Consider the following 15,261-nt stretch of genomic DNA (forward strand, 5'->3'; position numbering starts at 1 on the left):
TGCACCGGCATCACGGTGTGGGGCGTGCGCGACTGCGACTCCTGGCGCACCGGCGCGAACCCGCTGCTGTTCGACTGCGCCGGCAACAAGAAGGCCGCCTACACCGCGGTCCTCGACGCCCTCAACGCCGGCGGCACCACCACACCGCCGGGCAGCACCACGCCCCCGCCCGGCAGCACCACGCCGCCGCCCGGCAGCACCACGCCGCCGCCGGGCAGCACGACCCCGCCGCCGGCCGGCGGCTGCACCGCATCGGTGTCGATGAACGCGTGGACCGGCGGCTTCGTGGCCACCGTCCGGGTGTCCGCGGCCACCGCGATCAGCGGCTGGACCGTCACCGTGGCGCTACCGGCCGGCACCGCCGTCACCGGCTCGTGGAGCACCCGCGCCGGCGGAACGACCGGCACGGTGGCGTTCGGCAACGTGGACTACAACGGCCGGATCGCCGCCGGCGGCAGCACCGAGTTCGGCTTCCAGGGCACCGGCACGCCGCCCGCCGGCACGCCGGGCTGCAGCGCCGCCTGAACCACCCGCCGCCCGGGACCGGACGCCACCGGCCCCGGGCGGCACCGACCCGCAACGGCCAGCATCCGAGGAGAATCCCCATGACATCGCACATCGCCCACCCGCCGGGCGCGGTTCCCGAGCCACCGGCACCCGCACGCCCGCGGCGCCGCCGTTGGTGGGGCGCCGCCGTCGCGGTCCTCACCGCGCTGACCGCCGGTGGCGTGACCGCCGTGACCGCCACCGACGCCAGCGCCGCCACCGTCGACACCAGCGCCTCGTACATTCTGGTCAACCGCGGCAGCGGCAAGGCCCTGGACGTCTACAACCTGGCCACCAACGACGGTGCCCGGATCACCCAGTGGTCCCGCAACGACGGCGCCCAGCAGCAGTGGCAGTTCGTCGACTCCGGCGGCGGCTACTACCGCCTGCGCTCCCGGCACTCCGGCAAGGTCCTCGACGTCTACAACCTCTCCACCGCCAACGGCGCGGCCGTCGTCCAGTGGTCCGACAGCAACGGCACCAACCAGCAGTTCCGCCTCGCCGACTCCCCGGACGGCTACGTCCGCCTGATCAACCGCAACAGCAACCGGGCCGTCGAGGTGCAGGGCGCGTCCACCGCCGACGGCGCCAACATCGTCCAGTACGACGACTGGGGCGGCAACAACCAGCAATGGCAGCTCGTCCGCGTCGGCGGCGACACCCCGCCCACCGGGCCGACCACCCCGCCGCCGTCCGGCAACTGCAGTCTGCCGTCGAGTTACCGGTGGAGCTCCTCCGGCGTGCTGGCCAACCCCCGCTCCGGCTGGGTCTCGCTCAAGGACTTCACCACCGCCCCCTACAACGGCCGGCACCTCGTCTACGCCACCACCCACGACACCGGCACCACCTGGGGCTCGATGAACTTCAGCCTCGTCAACAACTTCACCGAACTCGGCTCCGCCAGCCAGAACGCGATGAACAACTCCACCGTCGCACCCAGCCTGTTCTACTTCGCGCCGAAGAACATCTGGGTCCTGGCCTACCAGTGGGGCGCCTGGCCGTTCATCTACCGCACCAGCAGCGACCCCACCAACCCCAACGGCTGGTCCGCACCCCAACCCCTGTTCACCGGCAGCATCAGCAACTCCGGCACCGGACCCATCGACCAGACCCTCATCGCCGACGGCCAGAACATGTACCTGTTCTTCGCCGGCGACAACGGCCGCATCTACCGCGCCTCCATGCCGATCGGCAACTTCCCCGGCAACTTCGGCACCAGCTACACCACGATCATGACCGACACCACGAACAACCTGTTCGAAGCACCCCAGGTCTACAAGGTCCAGGGCCAGAACCAGTACCTCATGATCGTCGAAGCCATCGGCGCCAACGGCCGCTACTTCCGCTCCTTCACCGCCACCAGCCTCGGCGGCAACTGGACCCCCCAAGCCGCCACCGAGAACAACCCCTTCGCCGGCAAAGCCAACAGCGGCGCCACCTGGACCAACGACATCAGCCACGGCGAACTCATCCGCACCAACGCCGACCAGACCATGACCATCGACCCCTGCAACCTGCAACTGCTCTACCAAGGACGCGACCCCAACTCCGGCGGCGACTACGGCCGCCTCCCCTACCGCCCCGGACTCCTCACCCTGCGCCGCTGACCGCCTGACCACCCCGCACGCCTCCCCGGCCGGCACCACCGGCCGGGGAGGCGTCCGGCGTCCACGACACCCGGTGGACCGTCAGGGGCGAGGCGCGCCGGCGGCGTACTCGGCGAAGATCTCGTCGAGGACCCGCCGCCCGTTCCCGTACTCCTCGGCGTCCTCCGGGTCCTCCACGGTGTAGCTGCAGGTGGCGAGCGTCTTCCAGAGGGCCCAGCCGCGCCCGCGCGCCCACGTCGCATCGTCCACCGACAGCCGCTCGCGGAACGCCTGCCGGCCCTCTGCGGTCAGCAACGTCCAGGCGACCGCCAGATCGCAGGCCGGGTCGCCGACGCCGCACGTCCCGAAGTCGATGACCGCCGCCAGCCGGCCGCCGGCGAGCAGCAGGTTCCCCGGCGCGACGTCGCCGTGGAACCAGCGGTCCACACCGTCCCAACGGGCGTCGAGCGCCCCCGCCCACACCTCGCGCACCCGTCCGGCGTCGACGCGGCCGCCCAACGCGCTGAGCGCCCGTTCGACTTCGGAGTCGTAGGTGCGCAGCGTGCCGCCCCGGAACCAGTTGTGGGTACCCGGCTGCGGGCCGTCCGCGGGGTCGACGCGCTGCAGGGCCGCCAGGAAGCCGGCCAGGTCGCGCGCGAACCGCACCGGGTCGGCGATCCGGTCCGCGCGCGCGGGTTCGCCGTCCAGCCACCGGTAGACCGACCACGGGAAGGGGTAGCCGGCAGCCGGCTCGCCCTTCGCCAGCGGCGCCGGGACGGGCAGCGGCAGCCGGGCGGTGAGGGCCGGGAGCCACCGGTGTTCCTTCTCCACCGCCAGCGCGTACTCGGCGGCGCTGGGCAGGCGCACCAGCTTGTCGCCGCCGAGGTGGAACGTCCAGTTGTCCCAGCCGCCGTCGGCGACCGGCTCGATCTCCAGGCCGGCCCACCGTGGGAACTGAGCCGAGACCAGCCGGCGCACCAGGTCCGCGTCGACCGGAATGCGCCGGGGCAGCGGGCCCAGATCAGGAACGTCGCTCATGGATCCATTCTGGTCCGCCCGTCGGCGCCGCGCCGGGTGGCCCCGGTCGGCCGCGGGTTCATGCGAAGTTCAGAGGTGGTTCAAAGCCGACTTTGAGGTAGGCCTGTTTGGCTCACGTCCGCCTCGTTCCGCACACGGATGGACCTCACCATGCGATTCTCGCTCCACCGCCGGCCCTCGTCGCCACCCGCCGGCAGCCGCGATCCGGCCGCACCCGCCGGGCGACCGGACGCGGCCGTCCCCGGTGACGATCACGCCGGTCATGCCCTGCGGGCACCCAGCACACTGCACGCCTTCAACCGGTACGAGATCAAGTACCTGCTGCCCAGCACGGACGTGCCGGCGGTACGCGAGGAACTGTCCGGCCGGATGGACGCCGACAGCCACGGCGGCCGACGCGGGTACGGCGTCTGGAGCGTCTACTACGACACCCCCGATCTCCGCTTCTACTGGGAGAAGATCGAAGGTCTGCGGTTCCGGCGCAAGCTGCGGATCCGCCACTACGGCGACCGGTCCACGATCGGCGACGACACCACCGTCTACGTGGAGATCAAGCAGCGGGTCAACCGGGTGACCCAGAAACGCCGGGTCGCGCTGCCGTACCGGTCGGCCCGGGAGCTCTGTGACCGCCGCGTGCTGGTCGACCACGACCCGGCGCAGCGCGCGTTCGTCGAGGAGGTCCTCGAGCTGGTGTCCGGGCTGGATCTGCGTCCGGTCGCGATGACCGGATACCAGCGCGAGGCCTTCGTGGGCCGCGACGCCGACGCCGGACTGCGGGTCACCCTGGATCACCGGGTCCGCGGGCGCGACCGCGACTTCCACCTCGGCGCGGACGCGGCGAACCGGCTCATCGTGCCGGGCCGGCTCGCGGTGGCGGAGTTCAAGGCCAACGAGCGCGTGCCCTACTGGCTGACCGACCTGGCCGCCCGCTCGAACCTGTCCGTGGTCCGGATGTCGAAGTACTGCCAGAGCGTCGAGGCGTTCGGCCGCGCGCCGCGCTCGGTGTTCCACGTCGTCGACGACGATCCGGCCGCCGGCCTGACCCCGTCCCTGACCCCGTCCCTGACCAGCATCGGAGAATGAGGAGACCATGCCGTTCGACTTCCAGGACCTGTCCGGCACGTTCAGCGTCGGCGACATCGCGATCGCCCTGTCCCTGTCCTTCGTGCTCAGCGCGATGATCGGCTGGGTGTACCGGTTCACCCACCGCAACATCTCGTACAGCCAGTCCTACGTGCAGACGCTGATCATCCTCGGCATGCTGATCTCGCTGATCATGCTCGTGGTGGGCTCCAACATCGCCCGGGCCTTCGCTCTGGTCGGCGCGCTGTCGGTGGTGCGGTTCCGCAACGCCATCAAGGAGACCCGCGACGTCGGTTTCATCTTCCTGGTGATGGGCGTCGGCATGGCCTGCGGCACCCGCTTCTACACCCTGGCGATCATCGCGGCCGTGGCGATCAGCCTGATCATCGTGGTGATGTACCGCTTCAACTGGTTCGCCCTCAACGTGCAGCGCCAGGTCGTCAAGGTGCAGGTACCGCCCGAGGGCAACCACGCCGCGGCGATCCAGGACGTGCTGATCCGGCTGACCACCGAGTTCGAGCTGGTCAGCATGGAGTCCATCCGGGGCGGGGCGCTGACCGAGGTGATGTACACGGTACGGCTCAGGAAGGGCACCGAGCCCGGTGAGCTGATCGCCGCGCTCGGCGAGCGCACCTCGGGTCAGCGGGTGACCGTCCTGACCGGTTACGACCAGACGGACCTGTGATGACGCCGCCCCGCTACTCCGCCGGCCGCCGGCTGCTGCACCGCGTCCCGGTTCGCGTGCGGCACTACTGGAAGCTGCTCGCCGGATGCGTGGCGTTCGTGGTGGCGCTCACCGTGGTGTTCAGCACGGTCCGGATCCAGCCGTACGTGACCAGCGGCAGCGACGTGACCGGCGACCAGATCACCCAGGACGTCGCCGGCAGCGTGGACCTGTTCGACGCGACCGTCGCGCACCGCCTCGAACTGACCTTCCGCACCGCCGACTACGAGCGGATGTTGGACAGCTACGCGGACGAGGGCGAGAAGCAGTACCTGGAGGCCGATCTGACCGTGGACGGCACCACCGTCCCGAGCGTCGGCGTCCGGCTGAAGGGCAACTCCACGCTGGGCGGGCTCACCCGCGACGGCGAGCCGATCGGCCGGCTCGGCCTCTCCGGCGGCCGCCAACCCGGCCCGGCCCAACCCGGCCCGGCCCCACCCGGCCCGGCCCGGGGTGGCCCGGCACAGGACGGCCCGGCTCAGGGTGGGGCGGCTCAGGACGGCCCGGCTCAGGGTGGGGCGGCTCAGGGTGGGGCGGCCCGGCCGGGTGGCGGCCTCGCCCGGACGGCACTCAAGGCGGAGGAGCCGGAGAAGCTGCCCTGGCTCATCCGGTTCGACGAGTTCGTCGACGGCCGCCGCTACCAGGGCCACCGGGAGATCGCGGTCCGCGTCGGCGGGATGGGCGGCGGTTCCACCGCACTCAACGAGGCGGTGACGCTCACCGTGCTCGGCCGGGTCGGTGAGGTCGGCCAGCGGTACGCGTACACCGGCTTCACCGTCAACGACCGGCCCACCACCGCCCGGCTCATCGTCGAGCACCCGGACGAGAACTTCGCCGAGGACCTGGGCGGCCGCGGCGTGCTGTACAAGTCGCTGGCCGGCGGCCAGTTCACCGACCAGGGCGACGACCCCACCGGCTACCAGGACGACTTCGACCAGATCACCATGAAGGGCAGCCAGGACCTGCAACCGGTGATCGACCTGATCCGATGGGTGCACCGCAGCAGCGACGCCGAGTTCGCCGCGCGGTTGGACGACCGTCTCGACGTCCGTGCCTTCGCGCGGTACGCCGCGCTGCAGAACCTGCTGTTGAACTTCGACGACATGGCCGGGCCGGGCCGCAACTACTACCTCTGGTACGACCTGGGCACCGGCCGGTTCACGGTGATCGGCTGGGACTACAACCTGACCTTCAGCGGCGACCCGGAGCAGGGGCCGCACGACGTGGGCCGGATGGGCGGCCTTCCGGCCGGCGCCGCCCGGCCCGAGGGGAGGCAGCCGCCGGCCGACCAGCCGCCACCCGGTGGGCAGGTGGTGCGCGGCGGCCCGGCCGGCGGCCACAAGCTGAAGGAACGTTTCCTCGCCACCCCGGCGTTCGCCGCGGTGTACGAGGAGGCGTACCGGGAGCTGTACCGGCAGATCTACGCCGGTGGGGCGGCGCTGGCCGCGGTCGACTCCGCCGCCCGGGTACTGGCCACCGTGGACGGCCACGACGGGCCGGCCGTGTCGAGCGAGGCCGGGCAGCTGCGCACCGTCATCCAGCAACGCACCGCGAGCCTGAAGACCGACGAGGTGGTGACCGGGGACTGAACGCGTGCCCTCAGCCGGCTCCCGGGTCGTTCACCTGGAATTCACAGGACCGACTGGTATTCGTTCATCGTGCAGTCGCCTCGATATCCTTCGCCCGCCCCGAGCCCGCCGACGCCGGGTCGCGCCGACGATCCGCCGTCCGCGGGGCGGGTGCTGATCGTCGACGACGAGCCCAGCATCCGCGCTCTGCTCTCGGCCACCCTGGGCCTGGCCGACTTCGAGGTCCGGGTGGCCGACTCGGGGTACGGCGCGCTCGCCGCCCTGGAGCAGTTCGACGCCGATCTCGTGGTGCTCGACGTGATGCTCCCGGACCTCGACGGCTTCGAGGTGGCCCGCCGGATGCGCACCGCCGGATGCGGCGTACCGGTGTTGTTCCTGACCGCCCGCGACGCGGTCCGGGACCGGATCTCGGGGCTGAGCGCCGGCGCCGACGACTACGTCACGAAACCGTTCAGCCTGGAGGAGGTGGTGCTGCGGATCCGTGCCGTTCTGCGCCGCAGCCGGCCCCGGCCGGCGGAACCGGCCGGCACCACCGTCCTGCGCTACGCCGACCTGGAACTCGACGAGGACGCCCACGAGGTACGCCGGGCGGGACGTCCGATCGACCTGTCCCCGACGGAGTTCAACCTGCTGCGGTATCTGCTCGCCAACGCCGGCCGGGTGGTGAGCAAGGCGCAGATCCTGGAGCGGGTGTGGCACTACGACTTCGGCGGCGACGGGCGCATCGTCGAGTCGTACGTGTACTACCTGCGCCGCAAGATCGACAACACCGGGCCGCCGCTCATCCACACCGTCCGGGGCATCGGGTACGCGCTGCGGTTGCCCCGCGGCGCGGAGGAATGAGCATCCGGCACCGGTGGCGGCCCCGCCGGTGGGGACACTGGACGCTGCGCTCGCGGCTCGTGCTGGTCGTCGCGTTGCTGTCGGCGGTGGCCCTGATCCTCGCCGATGCCGCCGGCCTGCTGCTCATCCGCACCTATCTTTCCGATCGCGTGGACGAGCGGTTGTCCGCCATGGCCGGTCCGCTGCGTTCCGGTGTGGTCCCGGTTCCGCCGGGCCGGTTCCGCGCCCCGCCGTCGCCGGAGCGGCTGCCCCGGTCCAGCAGCACGCAGGTCGTCCTCGTGTACCGCCCGGACGGCACGCTGGACGTGGAACGCAGTCTGGTCGCCGCGGGCCCGGGCCCGGTGCCGCCGGACTTCGCGGAGCTGCGGGACCGCGCCGCGGACGGGCGGCCGTTCACCGTGGCCGGCACCGACGGCGTCGACTGGCGGATGCTGGCCGTGGCGGTCCCCGGCACCGGTGCCGTCACGCTGTTCGGCGCGTCCCTGGCCGAGGTGCGGCAGACGACCAGCCAGCTGCTGCTGATCGACCTCGCCGTGGTGCTCCTGTTGCTGACGCTGCTGGCGTCGTCGGCCGCGTTCGTGGTCCGGATCGGCCTGCGCCCGCTGACCGTCATGGAGCGGGTCGCCGCGGACATCTCGGCGGGCAGCCTGTCCGGGCGGGTGTCCAGCACCGACCCGCACACCGAGCCGGGCCGGCTGGGTCTCGCCCTCAACCACATGCTGGCCCGCATCGAACGGGAGGTGTCCGCGCGCACCGCGTCGGAACGGCGGCTGCGCCAGTTCGTCGCGGACGCCTCGCACGAGCTGCGTACCCCGTTGACCTCGATCCGCGGGTTCGCCGAACTCTACCGTCGCGGCGGGGCGCCGCCCGGAGCCCGGCTGGACGAGGCGATGAGCCGGATCGAGGGCGAGGCGGCGCGGATGGGCGTGCTGGTCGAGGATCTGCTGCTGCTGGCCCGCCTGGATCAGCAACGGCCGCCGGAGCTGCGCCCGGTCGATCTGCTGGCGATCGCCGCGGACACCGTGCGCGACGCGCACGCCCGTCAGCCCGGCCGACCGGTACGGCTGGCCGGACTGCGCGACGACACCGGCACCTTCGACGCGGTGACCGTGCTGGGCGACGACCACGGCCTGCGTCAGGTCACCACCAACCTGGTGGCCAACGCGATGCAGCACACGCCGGCACGGGCCGAGGTGGTCGTGCGCGTCGGCCGGCGGACCGGACCGCCGGACTCCGGCCGGTCGGTGCGCTCCCGGCCGGTGCGGGTCGACCCGGACGCCACGCTGGCGGTGCTGGAGGTCCGGGACAACGGACCGGGCGTGCCGCCCGAGCACGCCGGACGGGTCTTCGAACGGCTCTACCGCGCGGACTCGAGCCGCACCCGGGGCGACGGAGGCGGAGGCTCCGGCCTCGGGCTGTCCATCGTGGCCGCCATCGTGCACGGCCACGGCGGCTGGGTCGAACTCGACACCACCGCGGCCGGGGCCACCTTCCGGGTGCTGCTGCCCGCGATGCCGCCGGCCGACGGCGGGCCCGCCTGACCACCCGGTGCCGCGGGTGTCACCCGGCCGGCTCGACCGGCCGCAGGTCCAACAGGGCGGCGGCCGCGGCCCGGGCCGGGTCGGCGTAGGCGAGTTCCAGCTCGCGGAAGAGCTTCTGGGCACCGACCGCCGGCCAGCCGGCCGGCAGGTGCTCGACCGGCAGGCGCGGGTCCCGGCGGATCGCGCCGAGCCACTCGGCGATCAGCCGCAACCTGGCCGCCAGTGGGTCGGCCGCGGCCGGCGCCGCCTCCCACCGGGCGAGGAATCCCTGATAGCGGGCGGCCACCTCGGCGAGGTCGTAGGCGTCGGAGATCATGGCGGCCAGGTCGGTCAGGTCGTCGGCACGGGCCCGGAAGACGCGCGCGTGCGCCTCCAGGCCGAGGCTGGTGACGATGTCGCGGGCGGGCACCTCGCCGGGGGCGATCCACAGTCCGCCCTGCAACGGGCCGAACCCGGACCAGCCCAGCTGCGCCCGCAGGTCGTGGCGCTGGCGCTGCCACGCCTCGGGCAGCGAGAAGCACAGCAGGGTCCAGCTGCCGTCCCACCGGTCGTTGACCGCGCCGGTCTCCCAGATCCGGGTGCGGCCGTCCCGCAGGATCGCGGTCGACCTGGCGGTCAGCCCGAAGTACATCCGGCGGCCGTGCCGCTGGCGGCGGAGCAGGTCCCGGCCGGCCATCCGGGTCAGCGTGGAGCGGGACGCGTGCTCGGAGATGCCGAGCCGGGCGAGCGTCTCGATGACGCTGCCGGAGAAGACGCACACGTCGCGGTCCAGCACGAAATCCCCGAGCAGCATCAGCAGCAGGGTCTGCGGGCGGGGCGAGTGGTCGGCGGCGTCCGGTGCCATGCCGACGATGTTAGTCACAATATTGACGGCCGTGACGAATGCGCCTAACTTCAGGACAGCACGTAACGGGACCGAAACGCTCGCGGTACTAGGAGGTACTCGTGCGCCGACCTGTACCGCTTCTACTCACCCTCGCCCTCGCCACCACCATGGCCGGCTGCGGCGACGACGCCGGCGGCGGCGACGACCCGATCCGGGTCGCCCAGATCGTCTCCCTGACCGGCAACTACTCGCCGCTGGGCAGCGAGAACCAGAAGTCCGTGGCGCTCGCCGTGCGGCAGATCAACGACGCCGGCGGGATCGGCGGGCGCCGCATCGAACTCACCGTCCGGGACGACAAGAGCCTGCCCGACCAGGCGGTGCTGGCCTTCAACGAGGTGAAGGGCGAGGCGGACGCGGTGATCGGGTCACCGTTCTCCAACTCCGCCCTGGCCACCATCCCGCTGGTCGACCGGGAGAAGGTGCCGTACCTGTCGCTCACCCCGGCCGACGAACAGGTGCAGCCCGTCCACCCGTACGTCTTCGTCGTCCCGGCCACCTCCGGCACCTACGCCGAGGCCGCCCTGCAGTACTTCCAGGCCACCGGCGTGACCCGGCTGGCCGTCGCGCACGACACCAAGAGCAGTTACGCCGCCGCCGGGGTGAAGGGGCTCAAGGACAAGGCCGCGACGTACGGCGTGACCCTCGCGCCGATGGAGGAGTTCCAGACCACCGCCACCGAGTTCGGCGCCGTCTTCACCCACGTCCGGTCCTCCTCGGCACAGGCCCTGATGGTGTGGGCGACCGGGGCCCCGGCGGTCGCGCTGACCAAGCAGTACGCCGCATCCGGCCTGCGCATCCCGCTGGTGCTCACCGGCGCACAGGCCAGCAAGCTGTTCCTCGACCCGGCCGGCCCGGCCGCCGAGGGCGTCACCATCGCCAGCTCCATCGGCGTGGTCGGCGACGCCCTGCCCGACGGCGCGCAGAAGACCGCGATCAAGGAGCTGTCCGACGCGTTCACCGCCGAGCACGGTTACCCGCCACCGCAGTTCGCCCAGGACGGCTACAGCGCGGTCAAGCTGCTCAAGGCCGCCGTCGAGAAGGCCGGCGGCACCGACCGGGACAAGGTCCGCGACGCGCTGGAAGGGCTGACGCTGACCACGCCGAACGGCACCTACACCTACTCGGCGGCCAACCACAGTGGACTGACGACCGACTACATCTCCCTCAACACCGTGCGTGGCGGCAAGATCGTTCCGACCGACTACGCCAAGGCCAAGCTCGCCACGGTCGGTGGCCGGTGACCGCAGGCGCGGCGCTGACCGTCTCGGGGGTGTCCCGTGCATTCGGCGGCGTGTACGCCGTACGGGACGTCGGTCTCAGCGTCGCGCCGGGCGAGCTGCGCGCCGTGATCGGGCCGAACGGCGCGGGCAAGTCCACGCTGTTCGCCCTCATCGGCGGGCAGCTCGCCCCGGACGCCGGGACGGTACACCTCGACGACCAGCGGATCGACCGGCTGCCCGCGCACCGGCGGGCCCGGCTCGGTATCGGCGTGGTGTTCCAGGCCGCCCGGGTCTTTCCCGGCATGACCGCGCTGGAGAACGTCATGGTGGGTGCGCACGCCACCACCCGGGCCGGGTTCACCGCCGCGGCGCTGCGGTTGCCGGCCCACCGCCGGGAGGAACGGGAGATCCGCGACCGCGCCGCCGAATGCCTGCACCGCACCGGAATCGAGGACTGGGCGGACCGGCCCGCGGAGGAACTGCCGCTCGGACAGCAGCGGGCGCTGCAACTGGCCCGGGCGCTGTGCGGGCGGCCGCGACTGCTGCTGCTCGACGAGCCGGCCTCCGGGCTGCGCGCGGCGGAACGCGACCGGCTCGCCACGCTCATCGAGGACCTGCGCGGATCCGGGCTGACCATCCTGCTCGTGGAACACGACGTGGCGTTCGTCATGCGCCTCGCCGACCGGGTCACCGTGCTCGATCTGGGCCGGACCATCGCGGACGGCACCGCCGCCGAGGTCCGCGCCGACCCCCGCGTGGTCACCGCCTATCTCGGCACGGGCGTACCCGCGTGAACGCCGTCGAGGTGACCGGCCTGACCGTGCGCTACTCCGGCGCCACCGCCCTCGACGGCGTCGACCTGCACGTCGGCGAGGGCGAACTCGTCGCGCTCATCGGCCCGAACGGCGCCGGCAAGTCCACCCTGGTCAAGGCCCTGTCCGGGCTGGTCCGCCCGGCCGCGGGCCAGGTCACCGTCCGCGGCCGGCTGGCCCAGGTGCCCGAGGGCCGGGAGATGTTCGGCGACCTCAGCGTCGACGACAACCTGCGCCTCGGTGGCTGGCGCAACGGCCGGCACGGCCGCGACACCACCGAGATCTACCGGCTGCTGCCCGGGCTCGACGGCCTGCGGCGCAACCGGGCCGGGCTGCTCTCCGGCGGCCAGCAGCAGATGGTGGCGATCGGCCGGGCCCTGATGGCCCGCCCGGACGTGCTCGTGGTGGACGAACTCAGCCTCGGGCTGGCGCCGCTGGTGGTCACCGAACTCGTCGGCCACCTGCGCACGCTCAACGCCGAACGGGGACTGGCCGTGCTGCTGATCGAGCAGAACGCCCGGCTCGCGCTCGGGCTGTGCCGCCGCGCGTACGTCCTGGAGGCCGGCCGCGTCGTGCTGCACGGCCCGGCCGGCGACCTGGCCCGCGATCCCCGGGTGACGGCCGCGTACCTCGGCGGTGACGTGACCGCGGAGGGCCCGGCCCGGTGAGCGACTTCATCGGCTACCTGCTGACCGGACTGGGCATCGGCGCCGGCTACGCGCTCGTGGCCAGCGGCCTGGTGGCCATCTACCGGGTCACCCGGGTGGTCAACTTCGCCCAGGGCGCGTTCGCCGTCGTGGCGGCGATGCTGACCGCCTCGCTGCTCGGCGCCGGGCTTCCGCACGGGCTCGCGGAACTCGCCGCCGTGCTCACCGCCGCCCTCGCCGGGCTGCTGGTGGGTGCCGTCGCGATCGGACGGCCGGGCACCACCCCGGGCACGTCGCTGATCGTCACGCTGGGGCTCGCCGTGTTCGCGTACGCGGTCGAGATCGTCATCTGGGGTGACCAGCCGCGGTCCTTTCCCGGCCTGCCCGGGGTCGCGGTCGTCGGCGGAGCCCGGCTGCAGGCGCATTACCTGCTCATCCTCGGCGTCACCGTGCCGGTCTTCGTGGCCATGGCCGCGTTCTTCGCCCGCACCGACCTGGGCAAGGCGCTGTCCGCCTGCGCGTCGAACCCCTACGCGGCCCGCGTCGTCGGCATCGACACCCGCCGGATGGGCCTGTTCGCGTTCGCGCTGGGCGGCGCGCTCGGCGGGCTGGCCGGCGTGCTGACCACCCCGGTGCAGCAGGTCACGTTCGACAGCGACGTGACGCTGATCGTCAACGGCCTCGCCGCCGCCGTCCTCGGCGCCCTGACCCGCCCGGTGGTCGCGCTGGCCGGCGGACTGCTGCTCGGCGTCGCCCAGACCATGATCGCCGGGTACGGCGCCGGCGCGTACCAACTGGAGGTCGCGCTGGTGCTGATGCTCACCGCGATGATCGTGCAGGCCGCCCGGCGCGGCGCGGTACCGGAGATGGCCCGGTGAACCGCCGGATGCTCGCCGCCCTGGCGGTCGTCACGCTGGCGCTGCCCCCGCTGCTGCCGGAACGCCACCTCGCGACGTACGTGCTGCTCGGCCTGGCCGCGACGGTCACCGCCGGGGTGTCCATGCTGATGGGGTACGCCGGGCAGGTGTCGCTCGGGCAGGCCGCGTTCTACGCCATCGGCGGGTACGCGGCGGGACTGCTCACCGTGCACGGCGTGCCGACGGTCGCCGGCCTGCTCGCGGCGCCGGTGGTCGCCGCCCTGGCCGCGGTCCTGCTCGGTGCTCCCCTGCTGCGGCTGCGCGGACACCACCTCGCCTTCGCCACGCTCGCGCTGCAGCTGATCCTGCTGTCGCTGCTCGGGCAGGGCGACTGGGCCGGCGGCGCGATCGGACTGCAGGGCATCCCGCAGCTGCCGGTGGGCGGCGACCTCGGCTACGCGTACCTGATCTGGGTCGTGCTCGCCGTGGTCCTGGTGATCTGCCGCAACGTGGTCGCCTCCCGGGCCGGCCGCGGCCTGCGCGCCAGCGCGACCAGCGAGATCGCGGCGGCGGCCAACGGCGTCGCCATCGCCCGCTACCGGCTGGCCGTGTTCGCCCTGTCCGCCGCGTTCGCCGGCCTGGCCGGCGGCATCTACGCGTTCTATCTGGGCTACCTGGCGCCGGGCTCGTTCCCGATCCTGCTGTCCATCGAGTTCGTGGTGATGGCGGTCGTCGGCGGGATCGGCACCATCGCCGGGCCGGTCGTCGGCGCCACCGTCATCGTGCTGCTGGTGCAGGCGCTCAACACGCTCGGCACCCAGCCCGGCATGCCCGGCTACGCGCCCAGCGTGCTCTCCTACGCCGTCTACGCCCTGCTGCTGGTGGCCACCGTGCTCTATCTGCCCCGCGGCATCGTGCCCGCGGTCCTCGACGGCGCCCGTGTCCGGCGAGGCAGACCTTCGATCTGGGGGAAGTGATGGAACTCAACGGCAGGGTCGCTCTCGTCACCGGCGGTGGACGCGGCCTCGGCCTGGGCTACGCCCGGGCCCTTTCCGCGGCCGGCGCCGCCGTCGTGGTCAACGACCTGGACCCGGCGGCGGTCCAGGCCGCGGTCGGCGACATCACCAAGGCCGGGGGTACGGCCACCGGCGCGCCCGGCGCGGTCGGCGACACCGCGACCGCTGAGCGCCTGGTGGACACGGCCGTGCGGGAGTTCGGCCGGCTCGACGTGCTCATCACCAACGCCGGCGTGCTGCGCGACCGGGTGCTCTGGAAGATGACCGACGACGACTTCGACACCGTGGTCCGGGTCCACCTGCGCGGCACCTTCACCTGCGCCCGCGCCGCGGCGATCCGGATGCGGGAGCAGGGCGACGGCGGACGGCTGATCCTGGTGGGGTCGCCGGCCGGGCAGCGCGGCAACTTCGGGCAGACCAACTACGCGGCGGCCAAGGCCGGCATCGTCGCGATGGCCCGCACCTGGGCGATGGAGCTGGCCAAGGCCCGGATCACGGTCAACGCCGTGGTGCCGGTCGCGGCCACCGAGATGACCCGCACCATCCCCGCGTTTGCGCCGGTCATCGCCGAGTCCGAGCGCACCGGCGCGCCCCTGCCCGACTGGGTGCGCCGCGGCGCCGGGCTCGGCACCGTGGACGACGCCACCGGCCTCATCACGTTCCTGGCCTCCGACGCCGCGGCCGACATCACCGGCCAGGCGATCGGCGTCGGCGGCGACCGGCTCGCGCTCTGGTCCCACCCGGCGGAGAAGGCGGTCGCGTTCGCCGACGGCGGCTGGTCCGCCGAGGCCATCGCCGCACAGTGGAAGTCCGGCGTGGGCGCCGAACCCGAGACGTACGGCATCCCGGCTCCGCCGGCACCGGCGGCCTGAC

The 15,261-nt window shown here is 72.9% G+C and carries 15 protein-coding genes; 13 read left to right on the top strand and 2 right to left on the bottom strand.

From position 1 onward, the window contains the following. Both LDL48_RS00005 and LDL48_RS00010 read left to right on the top strand, forming a co-directional pair. Nucleotides 1–525, top strand: a 525-nt coding sequence (locus LDL48_RS00005; RefSeq protein ID WP_225252825.1) for a cellulose binding domain-containing protein, incomplete at its 5' end; no start/stop codon positions are given. Between the two features lie 80 nt (nt 526–605). Next, the gene (locus tag LDL48_RS00010; RefSeq protein ID WP_225252826.1) at nt 606–2,153 is read left to right on the top strand and encodes a non-reducing end alpha-L-arabinofuranosidase family hydrolase; all 1,548 of its coding nucleotides are present in this window, start codon (nt 606–608) and stop codon (nt 2,151–2,153) included. 81 nt (nt 2,154–2,234) lie between these two features. Here the strand turns inward: LDL48_RS00010 and LDL48_RS00015 are convergent, their stop codons facing one another. Then, the gene (locus LDL48_RS00015) at nt 2,235–3,170 is read right to left on the bottom strand and encodes an aminoglycoside phosphotransferase family protein (protein WP_225252827.1); all 936 of its coding nucleotides are present in this window, start codon (nt 3,168–3,170) and stop codon (nt 2,235–2,237) included. A 150-nt stretch (nt 3,171–3,320) separates the two neighbouring features. Here LDL48_RS00015 and LDL48_RS00020 point away from each other — a divergent pair, with 150 nt between their 5' ends. From LDL48_RS00020 to LDL48_RS00040, 5 genes are all read left to right on the top strand, one after another. Then, nucleotides 3,321–4,253 carry a polyphosphate polymerase domain-containing protein gene (locus LDL48_RS00020; RefSeq protein ID WP_225252828.1) on the top strand — a complete coding sequence of 311 codons (933 nt, stop codon included), beginning with the start codon at nt 3,321–3,323 and terminating at the stop codon, nt 4,251–4,253. 7 nt (nt 4,254–4,260) lie between these two features. Next, nucleotides 4,261–4,938: a DUF4956 domain-containing protein gene (locus LDL48_RS00025; RefSeq protein ID WP_225252829.1), complete on the top strand. Its 678-nt coding sequence runs from the start codon at nt 4,261–4,263 to the stop codon at nt 4,936–4,938. Next, on the top strand, nt 4,938–6,566 hold the full coding sequence (locus tag LDL48_RS00030) for a CotH kinase family protein (RefSeq protein WP_225252830.1): 1,629 nt from the start codon (nt 4,938–4,940) through the stop codon (nt 6,564–6,566). Before LDL48_RS00025 ends, LDL48_RS00030 begins: the two co-directional genes overlap by 1 nt. A gap of 150 nt (nt 6,567–6,716) precedes the next feature. Continuing rightward, nucleotides 6,717–7,409, top strand: coding sequence for a response regulator transcription factor (locus LDL48_RS00035; RefSeq protein ID WP_225253307.1), 693 nt, complete (start codon nt 6,717–6,719; stop codon nt 7,407–7,409). After that, a complete protein-coding gene (locus LDL48_RS00040; RefSeq protein WP_225252831.1) occupies nt 7,406–8,950 on the top strand; it encodes a sensor histidine kinase in 1,545 nt (514 codons plus the stop codon). The genes LDL48_RS00035 and LDL48_RS00040 overlap by 4 nt, the downstream gene beginning before the upstream one ends. A 19-nt stretch (nt 8,951–8,969) precedes the next feature. Here LDL48_RS00040 and LDL48_RS00045 read toward each other — a convergent pair whose 3' ends face one another. Next, nucleotides 8,970–9,794: a PaaX family transcriptional regulator gene (locus LDL48_RS00045; RefSeq protein ID WP_225252832.1), complete on the bottom strand. Its 825-nt coding sequence runs from the start codon at nt 9,792–9,794 to the stop codon at nt 8,970–8,972. A gap of 101 nt (nt 9,795–9,895) precedes the next feature. On the opposite strand from LDL48_RS00045, the gene LDL48_RS00050 reads away from it, so the two are divergent. Genes LDL48_RS00050 through LDL48_RS00075 form a run of 6 tightly spaced genes read left to right on the top strand, consistent with a single transcriptional unit; the run spans nt 9,896 to nt 15,260 of the window. Further along, nucleotides 9,896–11,077: an ABC transporter substrate-binding protein gene (locus tag LDL48_RS00050; RefSeq protein WP_225252833.1), complete on the top strand. Its 1,182-nt coding sequence runs from the start codon at nt 9,896–9,898 to the stop codon at nt 11,075–11,077. Further along, on the top strand, nt 11,074–11,850 hold the full coding sequence (locus LDL48_RS00055; protein ID WP_225252834.1) for an ABC transporter ATP-binding protein: 777 nt from the start codon (nt 11,074–11,076) through the stop codon (nt 11,848–11,850). The genes LDL48_RS00050 and LDL48_RS00055 overlap by 4 nt, the downstream gene beginning before the upstream one ends. After that, the gene (locus tag LDL48_RS00060; protein ID WP_225252835.1) at nt 11,847–12,536 is read left to right on the top strand and encodes an ABC transporter ATP-binding protein; all 690 of its coding nucleotides are present in this window, start codon (nt 11,847–11,849) and stop codon (nt 12,534–12,536) included. Before LDL48_RS00055 ends, LDL48_RS00060 begins: the two co-directional genes overlap by 4 nt. After that, nucleotides 12,533–13,393: a branched-chain amino acid ABC transporter permease gene (locus LDL48_RS00065; RefSeq protein WP_225252836.1), complete on the top strand. Its 861-nt coding sequence runs from the start codon at nt 12,533–12,535 to the stop codon at nt 13,391–13,393. The genes LDL48_RS00060 and LDL48_RS00065 overlap by 4 nt, the downstream gene beginning before the upstream one ends. Then, nucleotides 13,390–14,349, top strand: a complete 960-nt coding sequence (locus LDL48_RS00070; RefSeq protein WP_225252837.1) for a branched-chain amino acid ABC transporter permease — start codon at nt 13,390–13,392, stop codon at nt 14,347–14,349. Before LDL48_RS00065 ends, LDL48_RS00070 begins: the two co-directional genes overlap by 4 nt. Then, nucleotides 14,349–15,260 (top strand): SDR family oxidoreductase, encoded by a 912-nt coding sequence (locus tag LDL48_RS00075; RefSeq protein ID WP_225252838.1) that lies wholly within the window; start codon nt 14,349–14,351, stop codon nt 15,258–15,260. The genes LDL48_RS00070 and LDL48_RS00075 overlap by 1 nt, the downstream gene beginning before the upstream one ends. Nucleotide 15,261 lies beyond the last annotated feature (1 nt).

This window comes from Jidongwangia harbinensis, from assembly GCF_020216025.1.
Taxonomy (GTDB): domain Bacteria; phylum Actinomycetota; class Actinomycetes; order Mycobacteriales; family Micromonosporaceae; genus Actinoplanes; species Actinoplanes harbinensis.

Bases quoted from the DNA above. Each gene is read 5' to 3' on its own strand.
- LDL48_RS00025 (WP_225252829.1), top strand. From the start codon at position 4,261: ATGCCGTTCGACTTCCAGGACCTGTCCGGCACGTTCAGCGTCGGCGAC.
- LDL48_RS00010 (WP_225252826.1), top strand. From the start codon at position 606: ATGACATCGCACATCGCCCACCCGCCGGGCGCGGTTCCCGAGCCACCG.
- LDL48_RS00045 (WP_225252832.1), bottom strand. From the start codon at position 9,794: ATGGCACCGGACGCCGCCGACCACTCGCCCCGCCCGCAGACCCTGCTG.
- LDL48_RS00040 (WP_225252831.1), top strand. From the start codon at position 7,406: ATGAGCATCCGGCACCGGTGGCGGCCCCGCCGGTGGGGACACTGGACG.
- LDL48_RS00030 (WP_225252830.1), top strand. From the start codon at position 4,938: ATGACGCCGCCCCGCTACTCCGCCGGCCGCCGGCTGCTGCACCGCGTC.
- LDL48_RS00020 (WP_225252828.1), top strand. From the start codon at position 3,321: ATGCGATTCTCGCTCCACCGCCGGCCCTCGTCGCCACCCGCCGGCAGC.
- LDL48_RS00015 (WP_225252827.1), bottom strand. From the start codon at position 3,170: ATGAGCGACGTTCCTGATCTGGGCCCGCTGCCCCGGCGCATTCCGGTC.
- LDL48_RS00075 (WP_225252838.1), top strand. From the start codon at position 14,349: ATGGAACTCAACGGCAGGGTCGCTCTCGTCACCGGCGGTGGACGCGGC.